A 19,488-nucleotide genomic window follows, 5' to 3' on the forward strand; every position below is an offset into this window, starting at 1 on the left:
TTTTCCAAGTGTATCTGCGAGCATTAAGCCCTTTCCGGATACGGGAAGCAAATGCCTCAAATCAGCGGATGCATGACGCGATTTTCGTGAACCTGGGGTATACTCTCTCCGCACAAGCGCAGCAACCGGACTCATCGCGGAGTGAAACCTATTATGAGCAACCAAGAAGAAAGACCAGGGTGCTTCCGTCGTCTCATCAAGTGGACCGTACGCCTGGCCGTGTTTTTGATCGTTTTGGGCGCAGTGGTTTTCGGATTCGTTTTCCGGGAACCGATCTACAATCGATTCTACTATTTCCCGAAGGTTGCGGCCGCGTGGGAAGCGATTCGCGCGCAGTATGAACCCGTCAAGTTGGACGATGGGTGGACCGAATTCCGCGGTGTCTGCCACAGCCACTCCGAGTTGTCTCACGATTCCCAAGTGACATTCCCGGACATCATCAAAGCGGCGCACACCGCCGATATCAGCTTTATTTGCATGTCGGATCATTGCGTCGAAGGCAAGGCCGATTACAGCCTGGGATTGAAGGGCATTCACGACGGGGTTCTATTTGTTCGCGGGTTCGAGATGCCCTACGGCTTCATGCCGTGGGGATTGCCGGACGATACCGTCCTGGACTGCGGAGCCAGCGAGGAATCGCTGGTGAAGACCATCGAGGAACGCGGCGGATTGCTCTTCATTGCGCATTCGGAGGAAGATCGGCACTGGGAGTTGCCGCAGATCGCGGGCATGGAAATCTACAACATCCACACCAATCTCAAGGAAAACAATGCCAGCGTTGCAGATTTGCTACCGGACGTCGCGTTTTCGCTGAGGAAGTATCCGGACCATGTCATGCGAACCATATTTCGCCGGCAGACGGACATTCTCAAGCACTGGGACGAGTTGAACCGCGATCGAAAGATGGTCGGGATCTGCGCGGGAGACGCGCACCAGAACAATGGCGTGTACGGCGTTTACACCAACGACGAGAACCTGCAGATCTTTGAGGGCAGCGGCGAAGAAATGGAAACCGTCAAGCTCAACGGCGCGACGCGGGGGCTGTTGCGCCTGTTCTGCGGCCCGCTTGAGCAGGGCAAGGAGGTCTTTCGCCTGCAGCTTGACCCGTATGAGCGCAGTCTGCGTTTTGTAAATAACCACGTGCTGGCCACGGACTTGAGCGAAGCGGCCATATTGGACGCGCTGCGAAAGGGACGCGTCTTCGTTGGGTTCGACATGATTGCCGATGCGCGGGGCTTCACATACTATGCGGAGTCGGGTCCGGTGAAAGCTGTCATGGGCGAAGAAGTGCCTATGGCCGACGGGATCGTGCTGCACGCTGCCTCCCCGTATCCGGTCCGGTTCACGCTGGTTCACGACGGCAATCCAATCGAGACGCAAGAAGGACGGACTTTCCAGTATCCGGTGAAGGAGCCGGGGAAATATCGGATTGAGGCGGAATTTGAGATTGCCGGAGAGTGGACGCCTTGGGTGTATACCAACCCCATTGAGGTGAAGCCGTCGTCCGTGGCCGTTGCGTCTGCCACGCCGTAGCAAAGCAATTCAGAGAGCGCAGACTCGATAAACAGGACGCCCCGGCGACAAACCGGGGCGTCCTTTAGTTGCGTACTATTTGGCGCTTACTTGCCCATATTCTTGAACAAGTACATACCTTCTTTTCCTGGGGCAAGGATATCTTTCCAGCCATTGCCGTCGATATCTTCCACCCAGCAGAAGATGCCGACGCCGCTGTGCTGATCGGCAGGGCCATAGTCGACGGTGTTGCGCGTGAACTTGCCGCCGTCGACGGTGAAGTAATAGACACCCACCGGATCGAGAGAGCCGGGATCGTGCTCCTGATGAGCGCGGTAGCGCTTACCGGTTACGACATCGTCAACGCCGTCGTTGTTCACGTCCACGAGCATCATGTCGTGGTACTGCGAACGCTCAGTGTCGATATCGTGCTTCTCCCACGTACCATCGGCCTTTTGCTCGTACCAATGCAGACCGTAATCGTGCCCCTGACCTACGATGATGTCATTCTTGCCGTCTTTGTTGACGTCATAAGTCAGGATCGGGCAACTGGCGCCGCCCAGATTGAACGTATCGCGGTGCTCGATCCATGTGCCCGTGTAGGTGTCAGCCGGGGCTTCGAGCCAGCCCCAGGGCAATACGATATCGACGTGCTTGTCGCCGTTGATATCGCCGAACCCCATGCCGTGTCCGGCGCTGTTCTCGTAGATCTTTGTCTCTTTGAATTGGCCGGTGCCTTTGCCTTGGGAGTCGCGCACCAGTTTGAAGATGGAGATGTACTTCGTGCCCGGCAGATTGGGAATGACTTCGACGTCGCCATCTCCGTCGATGTCGTAGAACATGGGCCGCTCGATGTTGCCGCACTTGGCAATCTCATGGGTCGTCCATTCGACTGGCTGGCCTTTGGGATTCTCGCGCCAGGACAGCGTTTCACCGAACCAGCCGCCCGTCACGATATCGACGTATCCGTCCCCATTGACATCCATGGGGTAATCGCTGAAATCGTCGTAATAATCCAATTCCCGGCGAATGGTGCAGATCTTGTGAGACGCGGTGAAATCCGGTCCCTCGAACCAGTATTCGCCGGACACGATGTCCTTCTTACCGTCGTTGTTGATATCGGCGATGCAGCAGGCTTCGTAGGTGACGTCGCCAATACGTTGACGTTCAAACTTGAGCGGTGAATCGTCGGATGCAGCGGTGATCGCGCCGACCGACAGAACCAATGCAAGATGCAACATGGATTCTCTCCCCTTGTGCCGTTTCGTGGACTCGAGCCGTGATGATACCAGACTGACACTCTGGAGGAAACGCGCCAATCCTGTTAGTATTAAGATTGGATGGTTGCAAGGAGAGGTTTCGGCATGCGTGTATTGGTCATCGGCGGCACGGGGCTCATCAGCACGGCAATTGTGGATCGGCTTCTGGAGAAGGGGCACGACCCGGTACTGTTCAACCGGGGAGTCACGCCGGCGCGCTATAGCCGTTCGGTTGAGACGATCGTCGGTGATCGTTCCGATCACGGGGCGTTTGCGGAATCCATGGCCAAGGATCGCTTCGATGCGATTATCGACATGATCACGTACGACGCGGATCGCGCCCGTAATGCGGTGGAGGTCTTTGGAGACAGAACGGACCACTACGTGTTTTGCAGCACGGTGTGCGTGTACGGAGGTCCTCTGACGCGAATTCCCGCCGATGAAGACGAGCCGCACCGTCCGGTGAGCGACTACGGTAGGGGCAAGCGGGACGCCGAGGCCGTATTCCGGGAAGCTCACCAGGCAGGGAAGTTCCCGGTAACGATGTTCCGGCCTTCTCACTGTTATGGACCCGGGGCGCCGCTATTGGATATCTGGGGATACAATCCAAGTCTTGTTACACGCATTCGCGAGGGAAGAGCCATCCTGGTACCCGGCGACGGTTACGGTTTGTGGCAGCCGGGGTACATCGGCGACATGGCCAAGGGCTTTGTGGGTGCGTTGGGACGTGCCGAGACGTTTGGCAACGCCTACAATCTGGTGGGCGATGAAATTATGGATTGGCGCGTGTTTCACGAGCGAATGGCTCGCGCCATCGGATGCGAGGCCGTCATCGTTCCCATGACCACGCAGCAGATCTGCGCCGGCGCTCCCGCGGACGAAACGGTCATGTTGCGTGAGATCTTCCAGTATCACGCCGCCTATCGAAACGACCGAACCAAGCGCGACATCCCCGATTTCCGGGACCTGCTGCCGTGGGAAGAGGGGGTTCGCCGTACGGTCGCGTGGATGGACAAGGCCAACGTTCATGCGCCCGCAGACAAGCAGCCGTGGATTGACGAACTGGCCGATGCGGCGAGGGACTTCGAGCAGTCGTTGTTCTGATCACCGCCGGTTCAGACGAAGAACGGATTGAACCTGCTTTCAATCGCGACGGTACTCGACGGACCGTGTCCGGTATGAATCATGGTATCGGGAGGCAAGGTGAAGATGTGCTTCCTGATAGCATCGAGTTGGCGCTTGGCGTTTTCGGACGAAGACGTCCCTCCCACGGATCCGGCAAACAGTGCGTCGCCGGTGAACGCATGACCTGGAAACACGAGGCTCAGGCCATCCGGCGTATGACCGGGGGTCTCACAGACGTTGCCCACCAGGTTCCCGACGCGCACGGTTGCGCCTTGCGACACTTTGGTAGCGTCGCACCCGCCAACAGCCGATCTCCCGGCAAAGACGCGGGCGCCGTAACGAGCCACGACGGGAGCGAGACCGTCAACGTGATCGTAATGATCGTGGGTGATGAAGACTTGCGATAGATTCAGGGAATGGGCCGAGACGAACTCCGCTACAGCGGGGGAAAAATCTCCCGCGTCGACCAGCAACGCATCGCGAGTCTCTTCACACGCGACGATGAACGCATTCGCTTCGTTCACGTCGAGGAGGAATCGGCGCACAATCATCTCCGGACCCCCTCCAGATTGGCGTTTTCGAAATTGGCTTGACCTTCAGCACCTTCAAACGAGGCCCCCGCGAGATTGGCGCGGCGAAAGATGGCGCGACGGATATCGGCGCGCTTGAACGAAGCGCCCTGAAAGTCCGCGTTACCTGGCCGCGAATAATAGAGGAGCGCCCCGTCAAACCGCGCGTTATGGCCCTTCGTTCCGACCAAGTTCGCGCGCTGTATGTTGGCATTGGTGAGGTCGGCTTCGGAAATGTCCGCCGCACCTAAGACCGCAAATTCGAGGTCAGCCTCGGACAGGTCCGCTCCGCGCAGATCGGCGCCATCGAAGAACGTCTCCCTCAAGTTCGCGCCACGAAGATTCGCACCGGCAAGATTGGCGCCGGAAAGCCGGGCTCCGGCAAGATTGGAGCCCCCGAGATCGCAACCGCTCAGATCCACACTGGAGAGCACTGCTCCGGCGTGTTTTCCGGCGCGGATTTCCACGGCTAACTGAACTTTATCCATGGTGCGGAGTCCCTCAGAATTCGTCCGTGTTGCCCAGCCTTTGCTCCATCCAGTCCGCGAGGTAAGCGACTTCTTTCACGGATGCCTTCATTTCATTGCACGAGACCTCTTCCACAAGAAAACAGTTCACGAGGACAAAACGCTCCTCGTCGTCGTGTCCCGTCAGGGCTATAGCTGCCTGGGCCATCTTGGCATTGGCGCGAAGCGCCCACGCGTAAGTCTTTTCGTCGGCTTTGCCGCACACGCTGTAGACTTGATACAGCCGGACTCCATCTTTCCGGTTAAGCGGTTTGACATGGACATGTTGGGAGCGTCCCGTTTTCAAGGTGACTTTGACGACGAATGCGTCGCCATCGGCGAGTACTTCGCGCTCCCCCTTCTTTTCGCAGGACCGGACCAATTCTTCCAGAGGAATTGGACCCAGGGCGTCTCTAGGGATGACGCCGTTGAGCACGGATGCGGCATGTCCGAGTGCGCTTTCGATGGATCGCCGGACATCGACATCCATTTCTTCGCGCAGTTCATGAAGGGGCGCCAAGGCTCTCATGGCTGCGCGCCCGAGAATTTCGGCAGCATCACGACGATCCACCCAGCTCGCCCGCTTGTCACGAATTCGCTCCGCCGCAGCATCGATGTCTTCAAACATAGGAATTGCCCTTCCATACAGCGTTCACTTGCAGACAACAGGCCGGGCGCCCGGCCACCTAGAGTATAGCAAATGAAACGGAACGTGGTTCGCCCGGTATCGTGGTAGAATCGATGTGGTGACGTATGCGGCATAATCTGAACATAACCCGATTTCCAGCGCGGGCTTGGCGGCCAGCCATACTGTCAGTGGTGCTGTGCCTTTTTGTGCTGGCTTTGGCGGATGAGATGTATGACTACATGAGCGTCGCCGACGAGTTGAACCGCATCGGGCCTGACTATGCACGAACACGCGGCAAGCAGGCGCTCATTGATGAGTACCGCAATCTCATCGAGGCCTACCCCGGTTATGCGAACAACATTCAGATGGAGGCGCAAATCGCGCTCATCCACGAGTGGGATCTGTCCGAAGCCGGGCAACCCCCAAATCCGGTTGCAGCCTACGAGACGCTCACGAATGTCATTAACACGTATCCAGCCGATCATCCGTACATGAAGACGGTGCGGCGGATGGCCGCCAATCGGGCAATCCCTATTGACCCTAAGGTGGCGCAGGATATGTACGTGGGGTTGATGGAAGACTATCCGGAGGACAACGTGCTCGCGGCGGAATCCCTGTTTTCGCTGGGGCAAATAGCCGACAGACAAGGAAACCGGGCGGAAGCAGACAAGTACTACGAGCAGACCATGAACTTCACGCCTTCGGGCGGGGAGAATCCGGAAACGGAGTTGCAGGACATCGAGGCTTTCAAGCTGAATGCGGCGGCCGTCATGTTGGGGACCGCAATACAACGCTTTGATGACCCCAATGAGCGTCTGCGCGCGCTCGAAGATTTCCTCCGGGAGCATGCTGGATTCGCGGAGCGGTTTGGCGATCTTGCCAAGCGCATCCGGGAGACGATCGAGGTTCAGATACAGCAGCAGGCCGAAGGAGCCGGTATCGCCGCCGTGCCCGCGTCGGCCACGAATTCGGGCGCAGATACAGAGCAAGCGGCCGTGCATCGGGCCACGCATGGTGCGTCAGCCACCGGAAGCGGGCAAGGTGGACAGCAGGAAGCCGCAGATTCCTTTCATACTGCGTCGGCCGTTGGAGTGTCGCCAGGGCAGGCATCCGCCGGGCAGGGTAGCGGCAGGCTCGGCGGGGCATTGATGAAGGCGGTGCAGTCAGTGGCTTCATCACCGGGAGCCCGTGTAGCGTTGCCGGCGATCCTGGCAGTTCTCGTCCTGGGTGTGGTCGTACTTATTAGACGCCGCTTCACGTAGGACGCGGGCAGTTTCCGCGCGGCTTTTGTCCGCCGTATCGAATGAAGGCATACCCATCCTCCCGCCCCCTGAAATGTGCTACACTCTGCATCCGCATTTGTTGTCGTAAGAATGGAAAAGGCATAGGGGAAATCGGGCGCAATGGCCAAGACAGCACGCATCATTGACGGGAACAAAGTAGCTGCCGAGATTCGGGCGGAAATCAAGGAGGAAGTGGCGCAACTCGCGAAGAAAGGAATTCGCCCGGGCCTGGCCGTCGTGCTTGTTGGAGACGACCCGGCGATGCAGTCGTATGTGCGCAACAAGCAGCGCGGATCCGAGGAAACCGGTATCGCCTTCTTCCCGCATTTCCTGCCATCGGCCGTCACGGAACGCAAACTGCTGGGCTTGATCGAGAAACTGAACGTCGATCCGCGAGTAACCGGCATCATCGTGCAGAGCCCGCTACCCAAGCACATTGACGAAGGCAAGGTCGTTAACGCGATTTCGCCGGACAAGGATGCGGACGGTTTTCATCCGGTTAATGTTGGGAAGATGCTCATTGGTGAGCCTGGGTATCTGCCATGCACGCCGCACGGTTGCCAAGTGCTGCTCGAACGGTATGGCTATGACCCGGCCGGAAAGCATGTCGTTATCGTCGGGCGCTCGAATATCGTAGGGAAACCGCTTGCGGCCATTTTGATGCAGAAGGCCAAATGGGCGAACGCCACGGTAACGGTGTGCCATTCGCGGACTCGGAATCTCACTTCGTACACAAGACAGGCGGACATCCTCGTGGCGGCATTGGGGAGCCCGGAGTTTGTCAAGGCGCGCATGGTCAAGCCGGGTGCAGTCGTGTTGGATGTCGGCATATCTCGCGTGGAAGACGCGACCAAGAAATCTGGCTATCGGCTCGCGGGGGACGTGCATTTCGCATCGGTGAGCAAGGTTGCCAAGGCCATCACGCCAGTCCCGGGCGGTGTGGGTCCGATGACCGTAGCCATGCTGCTTCGGAATACGGTGGACGCGGCTATACGGCTTAAGAAGAAATAGCCGTGACGCTTTGGGTCACGCGGCCCGTCACGTCGTAGACATCCGAATCGACTATTTCGACGGCCACAAACTGTCCGACGGCGAGCGGCGCTTCACTTTGCACGTAGACACAGCCGTCAACTTCGGGGGCTTCGGTTGCGGAGCGCCCGACGTAACAGCCTTCACCTTCGTCGTAGTCTTCGATGAGGATACGCGTGCGGGTTCCGACACGAGCGCGGTTATACGATTCGGTAATCTCGGCTTGAAGCTCCATCACGGCGCGCCATCGTTGTTCTTTGATGCGGTCTTCGATTTGGTCTTCGGCCTGCCCGGCCGGCGTATCGTCTTCCAACGAATACTGAAACGATCCCAGCCAGTTGAAGCGTAATGCAGCCAAGTCGTCGAGCATGTGCCGGTGGGCGATATCTGACTCTCCCGGGAAACCGACAATCATCGTAGTGCGCAATGCAAGCCCGGGAACAGCGTCGCGCAGGCGGCGCACAAGTTCCGCTGTGTTGGCCTCGCGGTATGGGCGCTTCATCCGTTTAAGTGTGCTTGGATCAAGATGCTGCAGCGGCATGTCCAGGTAGGGGACAATCTTCTTTTCGGAAGTCATCACGTCCAGGAACGCGTCGGTCACGCCGCCCGGGTAGACGTAGAGGCACCGCAGCCAGAAGTCGCCGTCGACGGCGCATAGGTCTCGGAGCAATTCGGGGAGGCGATAGTCCTTGCCGAGATCGCGTCCATAGTCTGCCAAATCTTGCGCGACGAGATTGAACTCGCGCACGCCTTGGGAAACGAGCGAGCGAACCTCTTCCTGGAGAATCTGCGGCTGGACGGACCGGTGCTTTCCCTTCATGAGCGGAATCGAACAGAAGGTGCATGCGTGGTTGCAGCCGTCGGAAATCTTGAGGAAGGTGTATGGCTTTGTATCGAGCCGACGACGCTGCATGAAGGGGTAGATGGCCACCGAGGGCACGTGTTCGACGCCAACTTTCGGCGACCCGGTTTCGAGAATCATATGTGTCAACCGCTGGAATTGGCCGACACCCACGATGCCATCAATCTCCGGGATTTCCTTCATCAGTTCGTCGGCATAGCGTTGTGCCAGGCATCCGGCTACGTACACTCGTTTGGGTCCGTCAGTTTCGGCTTTGCGTTCTGTCCATTCGACGATCGTATCGACGGACTGTTGCTTGGCATCGCCGATAAACCCGCACGTCGTGATGATCACGGCATCCAAGCCGGACGCGTTGTCGTCACCAACGGCGACCACATCGCATCCCGCAGACTCGAGTTGTCCCGCGAGATATTCGTTGTCGACGGTGTTTTTGTCGCAACCGAGGGTAATCAATCCAACGCGCATGCTCATGAGGTCGGCACTATTTCCTTGCAGTAAGGGTCTCTATTTGCCCCAACGGACTTTGTGGGCGCGTTCCGCGAGCCAGCCGCATTGGAGCGCCAGGCGATCCATCCATGCGGCGGCTGAGAACCCCGCGACGATGTTTCCTTGGGCCTGAATCTGGTAGGAAACGGTCGCAATGTGTTTTACGCCCACGGCGTAGTACAGGGCAGCCTCTTCGTAAAAGGATAGTGTACGGAATCGTTGATATTGATCCAACAAGATGTCCGTGCGCTTGGCCAGACGGTCGGGCTTCATGGTTGTGCGGATGCATAGGTTGGAGATGGCATAAGACAAGTCCTCAAGGTAGCACCCGTCGCCGGCGAACTCCAGATCGACCACGGCCACCAACCGGTCGTTCTTGTAGATGAGATTGCCGCTGTGCCAATCGCCGTGAATGAGGCCCGTTTCAAACCGGCTTCGCTTTTCAAGGCTGAGCGCTTCACCCGCATCGCGAAGGAAGAGGGCAATTCGATTGCATTGCTCATTCAAGAGATCTTGATTGCCGCCTTCCATCTTTGCCATGTCGTACAACTTTGCGAACGCCGCGCGAGGCACTTCGCTGAAACGCCACATCTGCGCGTCGCGCTCGGGACGCGGGAAATCACGGCAGCATTCATGGAAACGCCCTAGGGCCTGGGCCGAAATCGCGAGCGTGTCGCTGGACACCTGCATCGGTTCGCCTTCGACGAATTGCTGCAGTTCCAGCGCCCATGTATTCAACTCAACGATACGCACCCCTTTGTTCGTGGGCTGCACACGGGCGACGGGAATGCCGTTTTTCAGCAGATGCTCCGAGAGCCGGTGCTGGAAGCGCAACGCGTCGAGCACATAGGGATCCCGTTTATACGTCTTGGCCAGGAACTGCCCGACCGCGGTATTCACCAACAGCTTTTGGTGCCGGCGTTGGTGCGCGCCTTCCAGCGGTTGGGGCCGGTCAACGCGTCCCAAGTCGTAGTGATCGCGTATTACCTGCGCGATGATGTCCAGCGAGTCGAGCTTGGTAGTCACGGAATCGTCAGGACCTTCTCCGATACCTTGTTGGCCATCATTTCATCTTTCGTGAACCAAGTCGGCTTCATCTTGCGCTTCGAATACAGTTGTTCTCCCTGGTCCATGTAGTGTGGCGAATCTGGATTCGCGCTTTGGCCCCATGGGATCACCGTATACGACTCGATGCCGTCTTTGTGCATGAACATGAGCATGGTGGCGCAAGAACCGTCGTCGGCGATGAATTTGCCGGGGTTGTCTTTATCCGCGGAACTGCGCACGTCGAACAGGGTCTCGGTCATATTGGAGCCGCTGGTCGATCCGCCGAAGTCGGCTCCGGGAGCGGGATAGAACTTGCCGCCTCGTCCAATGCGATAGACATCGCCCCAGGGGACGAGCACCGAGCCGTATGCGTTCTGCACCTCGTTGATGGATTCGGCCAGTATCGCGAGCATCGTCTCCTGGTCGGTGCCCGACAAGGGTTTGCCGTCAGCGATCGCGGCGGTATCGATTTTGTTGTTGCACTTCATGCGCCAGGTCTTGTAGAGCACGGTTGCAGTTCGATCAGGTTCAAACTGGCCGTCCCAATCCAAGATAGCCTTGACAGCGTCTGCAAAGCTCTGGTCACTCATGCGCGTCCAGCCGGCTTTTTCGGAGGCGGTTTTCAAGGCAGCCTGCCACGGTTTGGCGAGAACGTCGTACACGTTTAGGGCATATTCCATGGCCTCGTCTTTTGTCACCGAGTCGTCGGAGTCCAGCAGAGCAGTGATTCGTTCGCTGCGCCGATTTTGCGTATCCCACGTGACGTTATAGATGTAATCCGGATACTTTTCCGGCGTCATCGTGCTGCCCTTCATCATATTTGCGGGGCTTATGTTGCAGTTCTGCATGTAGCCTTGCGTGGGATTCTTGATTTGCACCAGGTCTGCAATAGGATGAATCCCTTTCCACATGGAGGCTTCGGAGGCAGGCACCGGGGCGTTCCAATCGAAGCCGGAAGGCCGAATCGGCGTGCGGCCGTTGCGCACGTACTGAATGTTCCCTTCTCTGTCGGCAAACATCAGGTTCTGGTCCATGAGCTGTAGCATGCCAGCCGCTTCATAGAACTCGTCGCAATTCTTCGCGAGACACATCTTGTAGGATTGCTCGAAGACTCCTGTTTCCTTGAAGTACGGCGATGCCGCCACATAGGCAATCCCTGCCTCGGCGTCGAGATCCATAACGGGCCCCAATTCCGTATCCGTCGTGGGCTGTTGTATTGCCGCTTCACCCTTGACCTCGATGTTCAGCATACGAAGCTTTGCGGGGTGCCATTCCCCGTTGAGCTCGTATTTTGGGCTTGCCATATTCGACAGGTCGACTTTGATCTCATAGACGTCGCCTGTATCTGGGCCGCCCGTTGTGGGAGCCCAACCGACGCTCTCGGTATGGCCAAATGCCATAATCGGGGAACCGACGAGGAAGAACCCGTTCATGTGTAGCTTTGCGCCGTGTACGCGCGCCTCGTAGAAAACAGAAAGCCCTTCCCACGAGACGTGAGGATCGGTGAGGAGTATCGCGCTTCCATCTGCGCTTCGCGATGGCGAAACCGACCATTCGTTTGACGCGCCTGTTCTCTTCTTCTTGTGCTCGAGGTCGCCGAACACATTGCCAATTGGCCACCGCAGGATCATGGCGCGCCCGACGGCGGCACACTGCCATCCTTCCAGCTCAATTGCCCAATCGGGGGCAGGGGCGGGATTTTCCGCGATATACGCCTTGACTCCAGCCATGAAGCTTTCGCCCAGTGCGGTAAGCTCAGACGGGGCGTCATCCCAGTAGTTCTGGCATATTCCAGCATTATCGACAAGCTGCATCGCTTGGTCGCCCATTTTGGCGTCTTTACCGAAGTACTTCGCGGCACTGCCGCATGCGATGCGGATGTTTGCGTACATATCCGCGAGGCGATCCTCTGCTTGCGCATAACCGAGTCCGTAGGCGGCGGCTTCGTCGGAATCGGCATAGATATGGGGAACGCCCCAGGTGTCGCGGTAAATGGTGACGGTTTTCGCGGAGGGTTTCGGCGCTTCAGGTGCTGGAGCAGGAACGGGCTCAGCCGCTGGCGGTGCTACCGGCGCGCTGGGCTGGGAAGGGGGTGGTGTCTCTGAAGAAGGTTTTCCACAGCCTTGCCATCCCAGCACCACAAGAAATGCGCATAATCCGAGCGATACCTTGAGTCTCATGAGGAATCTCCAAAATTGCATGATCTTACCGTGCGTCCTAAGCCATACCCCGAATGCCAACGGTGACGCGCATCACATGGCCATCGCGTCATCGCTGGCCACATAAACTCGCCGGGCACACGCAGGCCAGTGTGTCACAATGGTCAGGGCTCGTCAACCGCGTGTGGAACGACCACCTACCCCGGATTTTTCACGAACATACTTGAACCTCTCTCGTAACCAATGTGTTTGCGAGACTTGCGGCGAAATACAAATCGGTTCTCCAAAAACGGAGTGTGTTCGCGAGAAATCCTCAAGGCATAACCTCAACGTCTTGCACGTGAGCATTTTGCGTCGGCGCTCAATCGCGCCAGTGCAAATTGCGGACTATTGCTGCGCGGAGAGTTTTTTCAAGTACCGATAGGTCTCGATCTGCGACCCGTGTGTGCTGGACCCATCGCGCACGTATTGGTTCGACTGAAACTCGTCCAATACACGCGCCTTATACTTGTCCGCGACTTGGAGTCCCATGACATCCACAACCTGTTGCTGCAATTCCGGATCGTATACCGGGAATGCCGCTTCGACTCGCCAGTCAAGGTTGCGTTCCATCAAGTCAGCAGAACTGAGGTATACAAGGCGGTCCTTGCCTTTGCCGAAGATGTAGCACCGCTGGTGTTCGAGGAATCGGTCCACAATGGAAATGGCCCGGATATTCTTATGGGGCAGGACGGCATAGGTCGTGCGAACAATGAGGTCCATCTTGACGCCGGCATCGGCCGCTTTGCCCATTTTCTTCAGGATCTTGCTGTCGGTGAGGTGATTGACCTTGAGAAAGACATAACCGTCTTCGCCTTTGGCTTTCTCGCGGGCCAGTAATTTCAGGAACATCTTGCGCGAATTGAACGGCGAGATCATGAGATGCTTGAGCTTGGGCATGGGCATGGTGCGCATCTTGGAAGCGCCATCGAAGACTTCGAAGACTTCGTCAACTTCGGCGGCAAGCCGCTTGTCAACCGTGAGCAGCAGGCTATCGACGTAGAGCTTCCCTGTCACCTCGTTGAAGTTGCCGGTGGAAAGCCCGGCGTAAAGGACGTTGTTGCGCTTGATGAGCAACAACTTGCTATGGACCTTCATGGGGGGCATGCCGAACGTGATTCGCGCGCCCACTTCGGTGAGTTGTTCGGCGATTCGAAGGTTGTTCTTTTCGTCGAACCGCGCTTGAAGCTCGATCGATACGAATACTTTCTTACCGTTTCGGGCCGCGTTTATGAGCGCATTGACGATGTGGGAGTTTCGAGCGGCGCGGTAAATGCACATTTTGATTTCGTCGACTTTGGGGTCGATGGCCGCCTCGCGCAATAGACGAATTAGATGGTCGAACGATTGATACGGGTACGTAACCAGCAGGTCACGGCTCTTGATGGTTTCAAGCATTGGCTGACGTACGCGGTCCAGCACGGGATGCGGAACGGGCGTGAGCTTCTTAAACGACATCTCGGGACGGTGATTGGGGAACTGCATGAGGTCTCGCATATTGTGGTAACGTCCGCCGCCAATTAGGGCGTCGTCCACTGTAATGCGAAGTTCCTGGCGCAGCAGTTTCAGCAATCCCGGTGGGATTTCCTCGTCATAGACGAGCCGTGTCGGGCGGCCGCCTTTTCGTTGTTGAAGAACGCGCTCCATCTTGCGCGCATAGCCTTCGCTGAAGTCGTTGTCAATGTCTAGCTGCGCGTCTCGCGAGATTTTGAATTCAAACGCTTCGATTCGTTCGTATTCAAAGATATAGAAGACTTCATTCAATTGATGACGAATCACGTCATCGATATACATGATGTTGCCGTTGGGGAGTTCGACGAAACGCGGCAAGTCGGACGGAATCTCAAGGATGGCGTAGATAGGCTTCTTTGCCCACATTTTGACGGCAAAGTACAGCGCCCCGTCATTCAACTGGGGGAATGGCTGACCGTCGCGAATAATGATTGGCACAAGGCTGGGCAGTACGTGTTCCCGGAAAAATTCCTGAAGCCACTTGGCGATACCGTCTGTACTCTTTGCTATGTCTTTCTCGGTGAGGATTCGCACGCCTTCGGCCGCCAGGGCTTTCGTGATTTCGGCGTAGGCAGCGCGGGATCGTTCGTCAAGCTCGCGCGACTTGTCCGCGATGCTTTCAAGAAGGGCCATCATGGTCTTCTCGCCGAGTTCGATTCGGCGCTGAATACTTGCGACTCGCACCTTGAAGAACTCGTCCATGTTGGAGGAGAAGATACCCAGGAACTTAAGCCGCTCCATGAGCGGGTTCCGAGCGTCTTCGGCCTCCTGCAATACGCGTTCGTTGAAGGAGAGCGTGGAGATCTCGCGAATCTGAAAGAGGTTCTTAATGAATTGCTCTTGCGCTTTCATGGACGTGTTCCGGGATCTGGCTTACGCCAGCTCGGTTTCTCCCCAATAAAGGACCGTCGTCATCAAGGTTCGCCGTGCTTTCATGGAATGCATACTTGCTCTGCGTGCAGCAAGAAGTCACTATAACAAATAGGGAGGATACGGGTCATCTTGGCGGAAATGTGCCTGATTCGGGGCTGCGCGCAGGGCTGATCCGATTCTGAGCGCGTGGGTGCAAGCGCTGTTCTCGGCAAGTAATTGCCGGCCGGTTGACGTTCGAAGGCGCACGCCGTAAACTCCTCCGGTTATGTTGAAAGCGCATCATCGTTGTTATCTGGCAGCCTTCCTGCTCGACTTTGCCGTATCGTCCGGATTTACGGCGTTTCCGTTCTTCATCTTTGACCACCTTGGGGGCGATGCCCGCATGTCAGGATGGATATCGGCGATTCAATCCGCGTGTTACGGGGCCGTATGCATCCTCTCGTCGACTTTTGTCGGCCGTGCGCGAAACGGATTGATCTGGGCACAAATAGGAAGCTTGGGATATGCCCTCATTTTCCCGGCTGCGATACTTTTCCGGAATCCGATCATCATCGCGGCCATGACGATTGCAGGCGTCACGTGCATGGCCTTGTTCTGGCCGGCCCTTCAGTCCTGGATCGGTTCAGTGCCGGATCTTCGCTTACGCTCACGCCGCATTGCGCACTACAACATTTCGTGGAGCCTGGGTCTTGCCACTTCCCCGTTACTGGCCGGTCCTCTGTACGATATGCACTACTCCTTGCCGTTTGTGCTCGTGTTTGTGTCGGCACTGCTTTCGTTCGCTCTGGTGATGTCCTTGCCGCATGAGCTGTCTTACTTCGGCGCTGCCACGCCGGAGGACTTAAGCTCGCGCGCCGAGCACACCGCGATTAGCGAGGCCCACCTTCATTGCACGTGGCTGGCCAGCTTTGTAGGCTGGGCGATGGTGGGCGTGATGCGGTCGGTCTTTCCGAAGCGTGTTCACGAGCTGGCCGCTAACCACGATCTTGTTGTACTTTTCGGGAGCATGTCTTGGGAACGCCTTAACCTGGGACCGGCCACTCAGACGTCGTGGTTGATCCTGATGCTGTACGCTTCGCGCGTCATAACGACGTTGGACATGGGACACCGGCATACGTGGCATCACAAGTTTCGAATACTCGTCGTCTGGCAGATTGCGGCCGCGTTGGCGTTTCTGGGACTGGGCATCTCCCACAGCCTGTTCGTGATGGCCATATGCTGCCTGATTATCGGAGCAAACGGGGCCGTTTCGTTCTTTGCCAGTCTGTATTACAGCGTTGCCAACCCCGCATTCAGGCACGGGCGAACCGCCATTCATGAGGGCATGGTTGGTGTGGGCGGATTCGTGGGTTCCGTGGCATTCGGTGAACTCGCGAGCAGGCTTGGCACGTCGTGGCCATTCGTGTATACGCCGGTATTTGTTGCGGTATGTCTGGCAGGGCAATGGCTTCTATTTCGTAGGGGCATGGAGAGACTTCACCGCTCACAGAGTGAGTTGGGAGACTCCGACTCGTCCCGAAACTGGACGTAAGGTACGTCCACTCTACAGATCGCGTTTGCTTGCCATCAGAGTGTAGAATCACTCCTGAGTTTGTAAGCCTATTGGGGAGAACATGCCATGCGTTCCGTCATTTCCTTTTTCACCGCCGTGCTTCTGTTGTCCGTTTCCGCCGTTGCGCAAGGGGGCATGGTTTCCATCTCCAAAGAGAAGTTTCTGGACAAGTGCAAGGGTGCATGGGCGGGCCAGATGATAGGCGTATGCTATGGCGCGCCGTACGAATTCGTGTCCAACGCCAAGCCCATTACCGACCCCATGAAGGAATGGAAGCCTGACCGCATCGAAGGCTCGATCGGGCAAGATGATCTGTATGTCGAGATGACGTTTCTCAAAGCACTCGAGGACTATGGTCTTGGGATTTCCTACGAGCAGGCGGGGAAAGCGTTTGGCGAATCCAAGTACGATTTGTGGCACGCGAACTACTTTGGACGCGAGAACATCCGCAGAGGCATCATGCCACCAATGTCGGGACATCCTTTGTACAATCGGCACGCGGACGATATCGATTTTCAGATTGAGGCTGACCTGTTTGGCATTCTTTGCCCGGGGTTGCCGCACGAGTCCAACCAGTTATGCGACATCTTCGGCCGGATCATGAACTACGGTGATGGGTTGTACGGAGGCATGTTCGTGGCGGGCATGTATACGGCAGCATATTTCGAAGACAACGACGTCAACAAAGTGATCCAGGCAGGATTGGCGTGCATTCCAAAAGACTCCGAATTTCACCGGTGCATCTCTGACGTTGTTGCCTGGCACAAAGAGAACCCCGGCGACTGGTTGGCCACATGGAAGAAGATTGAGGAGAAGTGGCAGGACGACGTGGATTGCAGTCCCGGAAATGTGTTCAACATCGATGCGAAATTGAACGCGGCCTACATCGTCATGGGATTGGTCTACGGAGAAGGCGACATGACGAAGACCGTCGAAGTCTCGACGCGTTGCGGTCAAGATGCCGACTGCAACCCATCCAATGCAGCGGGGGTACTGGGTTGCATGAAGGGATTCGCCGCGCTCGGCGATCACTTCACGGGTGGCATCCCTGCGATGGGCGACACGAAGTTTGCTTTTACGGACTACTCTTTTAATTCGCTCATCCCCGTGTCGCAGCGCATCACGGAGAACATAATCCAGAGCGTGGGCGGTCAGATTACGGACAAGACTTATGAAATACCGCTGCAACAACCGTCTGAGCCAATCGTTGTGGAACAGTGGGTTCACCAGAAGGAGATGCTGTCGCAGGCTATATCTCAGACGGAGTTGAGTCTGTGGAATCCGGCGTGGCGTGTCGTAGCCTGCGGGACTGACATGGAGCCGGGTATACACGGCAGAGAATACGGCCGCACCAACGTACTTGTTCTGCATCCCGTTGACGAGAAGACACCGGCGGTGATGACAGCCAGCTACAAGGTTGCGTCAAGTGGCAGTCCGAAGCTTGTGGTGGACGCAGCCTCCGACAAACGCGGCAACTTCGCGCTGCGCATCCTCGTCAACGGCCAGCCGATGATCGAAGAGCCGATCGACACCAAGGGTGAATGGAAGACGGTCACCGTGGATTTGATGCCCTACACGGGCAAGACGATTGACGTGCGCGTGGAAGTGTGCGCGACGGGATGGTCGTTTGAGGCCGCATACATCGCGAAAGCGGCCTTTGAATCCTAGCCAAGCCAGGACGTGTGAATTAGGGGCGTGCGCTCTTGAAGTACGCTTCGGCGGACGCACCAAGCCATGCCACCTGTTCTATCGCGTCGGCTGAGCGTTCCGCACCATTCGTTTCGCGGACCTGTTGACCGAATCTCTGCGCGCATTCCCGAAATGAAGGTTCTTCGACGACTCGTTTGAGCGCCTGCGCCAAGGCGTATCCGCTTATTTTGCGGGGCTTGGGTGCAGCCAGGCAAAAGCCATGACGCACCGCGTGGCGAACCACAAGCTCTTGCTCGAGATGGGCCGGCACGGCCACCATGGGCACACCGGCGGCGAGACCTTGGTACATCGTGCCGTTGCCTCCGTGGTAGACCATTGCGGCGCAATGCCGGAGAATGTCTCCTCCGTGAGCGAACTCGGCAAAGCGAAAGTTTGCGGGGGCCTGTTGCATGGTGTCTTTGCTGACTTGACCACCCGTAGTGACCAGGAATCGATACGGAAGCTTGCCCAACGCTTCGTAGGTACGATTCAAGAACGTATCGAAAATGCCAGTCGACCCCATGGACACGTAGATATTGGGCGTACCGTCGTCTAGTTCATCCATCCATTCCGGGGGCGGCGCGGGATGATCGAATAGGATGGGGCCGACCGTATGGTAATGCGGGCAACGCGGCGACGGATCATACAGCGTGGGGAGATCGGGAGAGAGAATCGGAATAGAGCATAGCAGTCGCATGGCATTGACCGGCTTGACGCCGTGGCGTTTGTACACCCTACGCCGCATGGGCTCCAGGTTCCAACGGTCCCACGAACGCAGGTGCATGCGGTAGTACGGATTCGAGTTGATGTGATCGAGGAAGTAGGCGCCCTGCACACAAGCAACGGGGATTCCGGTGATGTAGGCGGAGGTGCTGGCAGACACCGAACTGTCGCCGACGACAATGTCCGGTTTCTCCCGCCGGATGATCTCGACGTGGGACTCAATGATTTCGTGAAGCGGCGCCCAACGCGAAACAAAGGTCAGGTCGATCGATGTCTTGAACCAGCCGTGCTTGATAAACCTGTCCCACACGTACGGGTGATTGGGTTCCGGCGCGACGACGTGCCGAAAATCCGCCTGCCTCACCAGGCTCATCTTGGAACGTGGAGTAGACGCATCAACCCCCACGAAGAACACTTCGTGACCACGCGCCCTGAGGACTTTGGCAATTTCGATAGGGCGAACCGTGTGAGCCAGCACGTAGCTCAAGGGGATAAACATGACCTTGAGGCGGCGGCCCGGATTGGCACGGGCGGAAGTGGTATCGCTATCGACCGCTGATGATCTGGCAGCTAACGCAGATTTCATGAAACGTCCGTACTGATATGCCTTGATGCCGATTCGGCAGGCTGTAAAT

At 57.1% G+C, this 19,488-nt stretch carries 15 protein-coding genes; 6 read left to right on the forward strand and 9 right to left on the reverse strand.

Annotated elements, in window-relative coordinates; genetic code table 11:
* Positions 1-153: 153 nt before the first annotated feature.
* Entirely contained in the window at positions 154-1,533 is a 1,380-nt protein-coding gene (locus K1Y02_01760; GenBank protein MBX7255058.1) for a hypothetical protein, read from the forward strand.
* Between the two features lie 86 nt (positions 1,534-1,619).
* On the opposite strand, the gene K1Y02_01765 is transcribed toward K1Y02_01760, so the two are convergent.
* A complete protein-coding gene (locus K1Y02_01765; GenBank protein ID MBX7255059.1) occupies positions 1,620-2,753 on the reverse strand; it encodes a VCBS repeat-containing protein in 1,134 nt (377 codons plus the stop codon).
* Positions 2,754-2,876: 123 nt separating this feature from the next.
* Between K1Y02_01765 and K1Y02_01770 the strand changes: the two genes are divergently transcribed.
* On the forward strand, positions 2,877-3,875 hold the full coding sequence (locus tag K1Y02_01770; GenBank protein MBX7255060.1) for an NAD-dependent epimerase/dehydratase family protein: 999 nt from the start codon (positions 2,877-2,879) through the stop codon (positions 3,873-3,875).
* An 11-nt stretch (positions 3,876-3,886) separates the two neighbouring features.
* Here the strand turns inward: K1Y02_01770 and K1Y02_01775 are convergent, their stop codons facing one another.
* The 3 genes from K1Y02_01775 to K1Y02_01785 are packed head-to-tail and all read right to left on the reverse strand — an operon-like array spanning position 3,887 to position 5,599.
* Entirely contained in the window at positions 3,887-4,447 is a 561-nt protein-coding gene (locus K1Y02_01775; GenBank protein MBX7255061.1) for an MBL fold metallo-hydrolase, read from the reverse strand.
* Positions 4,444-4,953, reverse strand: a complete 510-nt coding sequence (locus K1Y02_01780) for a pentapeptide repeat-containing protein (GenBank protein ID MBX7255062.1) — start codon at positions 4,951-4,953, stop codon at positions 4,444-4,446. The genes K1Y02_01775 and K1Y02_01780 overlap by 4 nt, the downstream gene beginning before the upstream one ends.
* Before the next feature lie 13 nt (positions 4,954-4,966).
* Positions 4,967-5,599: a hypothetical protein gene (locus K1Y02_01785; GenBank protein MBX7255063.1), complete on the reverse strand. Its 633-nt coding sequence runs from the start codon at positions 5,597-5,599 to the stop codon at positions 4,967-4,969.
* A gap of 125 nt (positions 5,600-5,724) precedes the next feature.
* Between K1Y02_01785 and K1Y02_01790 the strand changes: the two genes are divergently transcribed.
* Together K1Y02_01790 and folD are read left to right on the forward strand one after the other, a co-directional pair.
* Positions 5,725-6,861, forward strand: coding sequence for a hypothetical protein (locus K1Y02_01790; protein MBX7255064.1), 1,137 nt, complete (start codon positions 5,725-5,727; stop codon positions 6,859-6,861).
* A gap of 141 nt (positions 6,862-7,002) precedes the next feature.
* On the forward strand, positions 7,003-7,893 hold the full coding sequence (folD, locus tag K1Y02_01795; protein ID MBX7255065.1) for a bifunctional methylenetetrahydrofolate dehydrogenase/methenyltetrahydrofolate cyclohydrolase FolD: 891 nt from the start codon (positions 7,003-7,005) through the stop codon (positions 7,891-7,893).
* Here folD and rimO read toward each other — a convergent pair.
* The 4 genes from rimO to ppk1 form a co-directional block, all read right to left on the reverse strand.
* Positions 7,880-9,244 (reverse strand): 30S ribosomal protein S12 methylthiotransferase RimO, encoded by a 1,365-nt coding sequence (gene rimO, locus K1Y02_01800; GenBank protein ID MBX7255066.1) that lies wholly within the window; start codon positions 9,242-9,244, stop codon positions 7,880-7,882. The two genes, folD and rimO, sit on opposite strands and share 14 nt — an antisense overlap.
* 33 nt (positions 9,245-9,277) lie before the next feature.
* A complete protein-coding gene (locus tag K1Y02_01805; protein MBX7255067.1) occupies positions 9,278-10,285 on the reverse strand; it encodes a phosphotransferase in 1,008 nt (335 codons plus the stop codon).
* A complete protein-coding gene (locus K1Y02_01810; GenBank protein MBX7255068.1) occupies positions 10,282-12,486 on the reverse strand; it encodes a penicillin acylase family protein in 2,205 nt (734 codons plus the stop codon). The genes K1Y02_01805 and K1Y02_01810 overlap by 4 nt, the downstream gene beginning before the upstream one ends.
* Positions 12,487-12,852: 366 nt before the next feature.
* Complete coding sequence (gene ppk1 / locus K1Y02_01815) at positions 12,853-14,868, reverse strand: polyphosphate kinase 1 (GenBank protein MBX7255069.1); 2,016 nt, start codon at positions 14,866-14,868, stop codon at positions 12,853-12,855.
* Positions 14,869-15,154: 286 nt separating this feature from the next.
* On the opposite strand from ppk1, the gene K1Y02_01820 reads away from it, so the two are divergent.
* On the forward strand, positions 15,155-16,420 hold the full coding sequence (locus tag K1Y02_01820) for a hypothetical protein (GenBank protein MBX7255070.1): 1,266 nt from the start codon (positions 15,155-15,157) through the stop codon (positions 16,418-16,420).
* Between the two features lie 87 nt (positions 16,421-16,507).
* Entirely contained in the window at positions 16,508-18,109 is a 1,602-nt protein-coding gene (locus K1Y02_01825; protein MBX7255071.1) for an ADP-ribosylglycohydrolase family protein, read from the forward strand.
* Positions 18,110-18,128: 19 nt separating this feature from the next.
* Here K1Y02_01825 and K1Y02_01830 read toward each other — a convergent pair whose 3' ends face one another.
* A complete protein-coding gene (locus tag K1Y02_01830) occupies positions 18,129-19,439 on the reverse strand; it encodes a hypothetical protein (GenBank protein MBX7255072.1) in 1,311 nt (436 codons plus the stop codon).
* Positions 19,440-19,488 lie beyond the last annotated feature (49 nt).

It is taken from the genome of Candidatus Hydrogenedentota bacterium (assembly GCA_019695095.1).
Lineage (GTDB): Bacteria > Hydrogenedentota > Hydrogenedentia > Hydrogenedentales > SLHB01 > JAIBAQ01.

Coding starts and splice junctions, on each gene's coding strand:
- K1Y02_01760 (MBX7255058.1), top strand. CDS start 154: ATGAGCAACCAAGAAGAAAGACCAGGGTGCTTCCGTCGTCTCATCAAG.
- K1Y02_01765 (MBX7255059.1), bottom strand. CDS start 2,753: ATGTTGCATCTTGCATTGGTTCTGTCGGTCGGCGCGATCACCGCTGCA.
- K1Y02_01770 (MBX7255060.1), top strand. CDS start 2,877: ATGCGTGTATTGGTCATCGGCGGCACGGGGCTCATCAGCACGGCAATT.
- K1Y02_01775 (MBX7255061.1), bottom strand. CDS start 4,447: ATGATTGTGCGCCGATTCCTCCTCGACGTGAACGAAGCGAATGCGTTC.
- K1Y02_01780 (MBX7255062.1), bottom strand. CDS start 4,953: ATGGATAAAGTTCAGTTAGCCGTGGAAATCCGCGCCGGAAAACACGCC.
- K1Y02_01785 (MBX7255063.1), bottom strand. CDS start 5,599: ATGTTTGAAGACATCGATGCTGCGGCGGAGCGAATTCGTGACAAGCGG.
- K1Y02_01790 (MBX7255064.1), top strand. CDS start 5,725: ATGCGGCATAATCTGAACATAACCCGATTTCCAGCGCGGGCTTGGCGG.
- folD (MBX7255065.1), top strand. CDS start 7,003: ATGGCCAAGACAGCACGCATCATTGACGGGAACAAAGTAGCTGCCGAG.
- rimO (MBX7255066.1), bottom strand. CDS start 9,244: ATGAGCATGCGCGTTGGATTGATTACCCTCGGTTGCGACAAAAACACC.
- K1Y02_01810 (MBX7255068.1), bottom strand. CDS start 12,486: ATGAGACTCAAGGTATCGCTCGGATTATGCGCATTTCTTGTGGTGCTG.
- ppk1 (MBX7255069.1), bottom strand. CDS start 14,868: ATGAAAGCGCAAGAGCAATTCATTAAGAACCTCTTTCAGATTCGCGAG.
- K1Y02_01820 (MBX7255070.1), top strand. CDS start 15,155: ATGTTGAAAGCGCATCATCGTTGTTATCTGGCAGCCTTCCTGCTCGAC.
- K1Y02_01825 (MBX7255071.1), top strand. CDS start 16,508: ATGCGTTCCGTCATTTCCTTTTTCACCGCCGTGCTTCTGTTGTCCGTT.
- K1Y02_01830 (MBX7255072.1), bottom strand. CDS start 19,439: ATGAAATCTGCGTTAGCTGCCAGATCATCAGCGGTCGATAGCGATACC.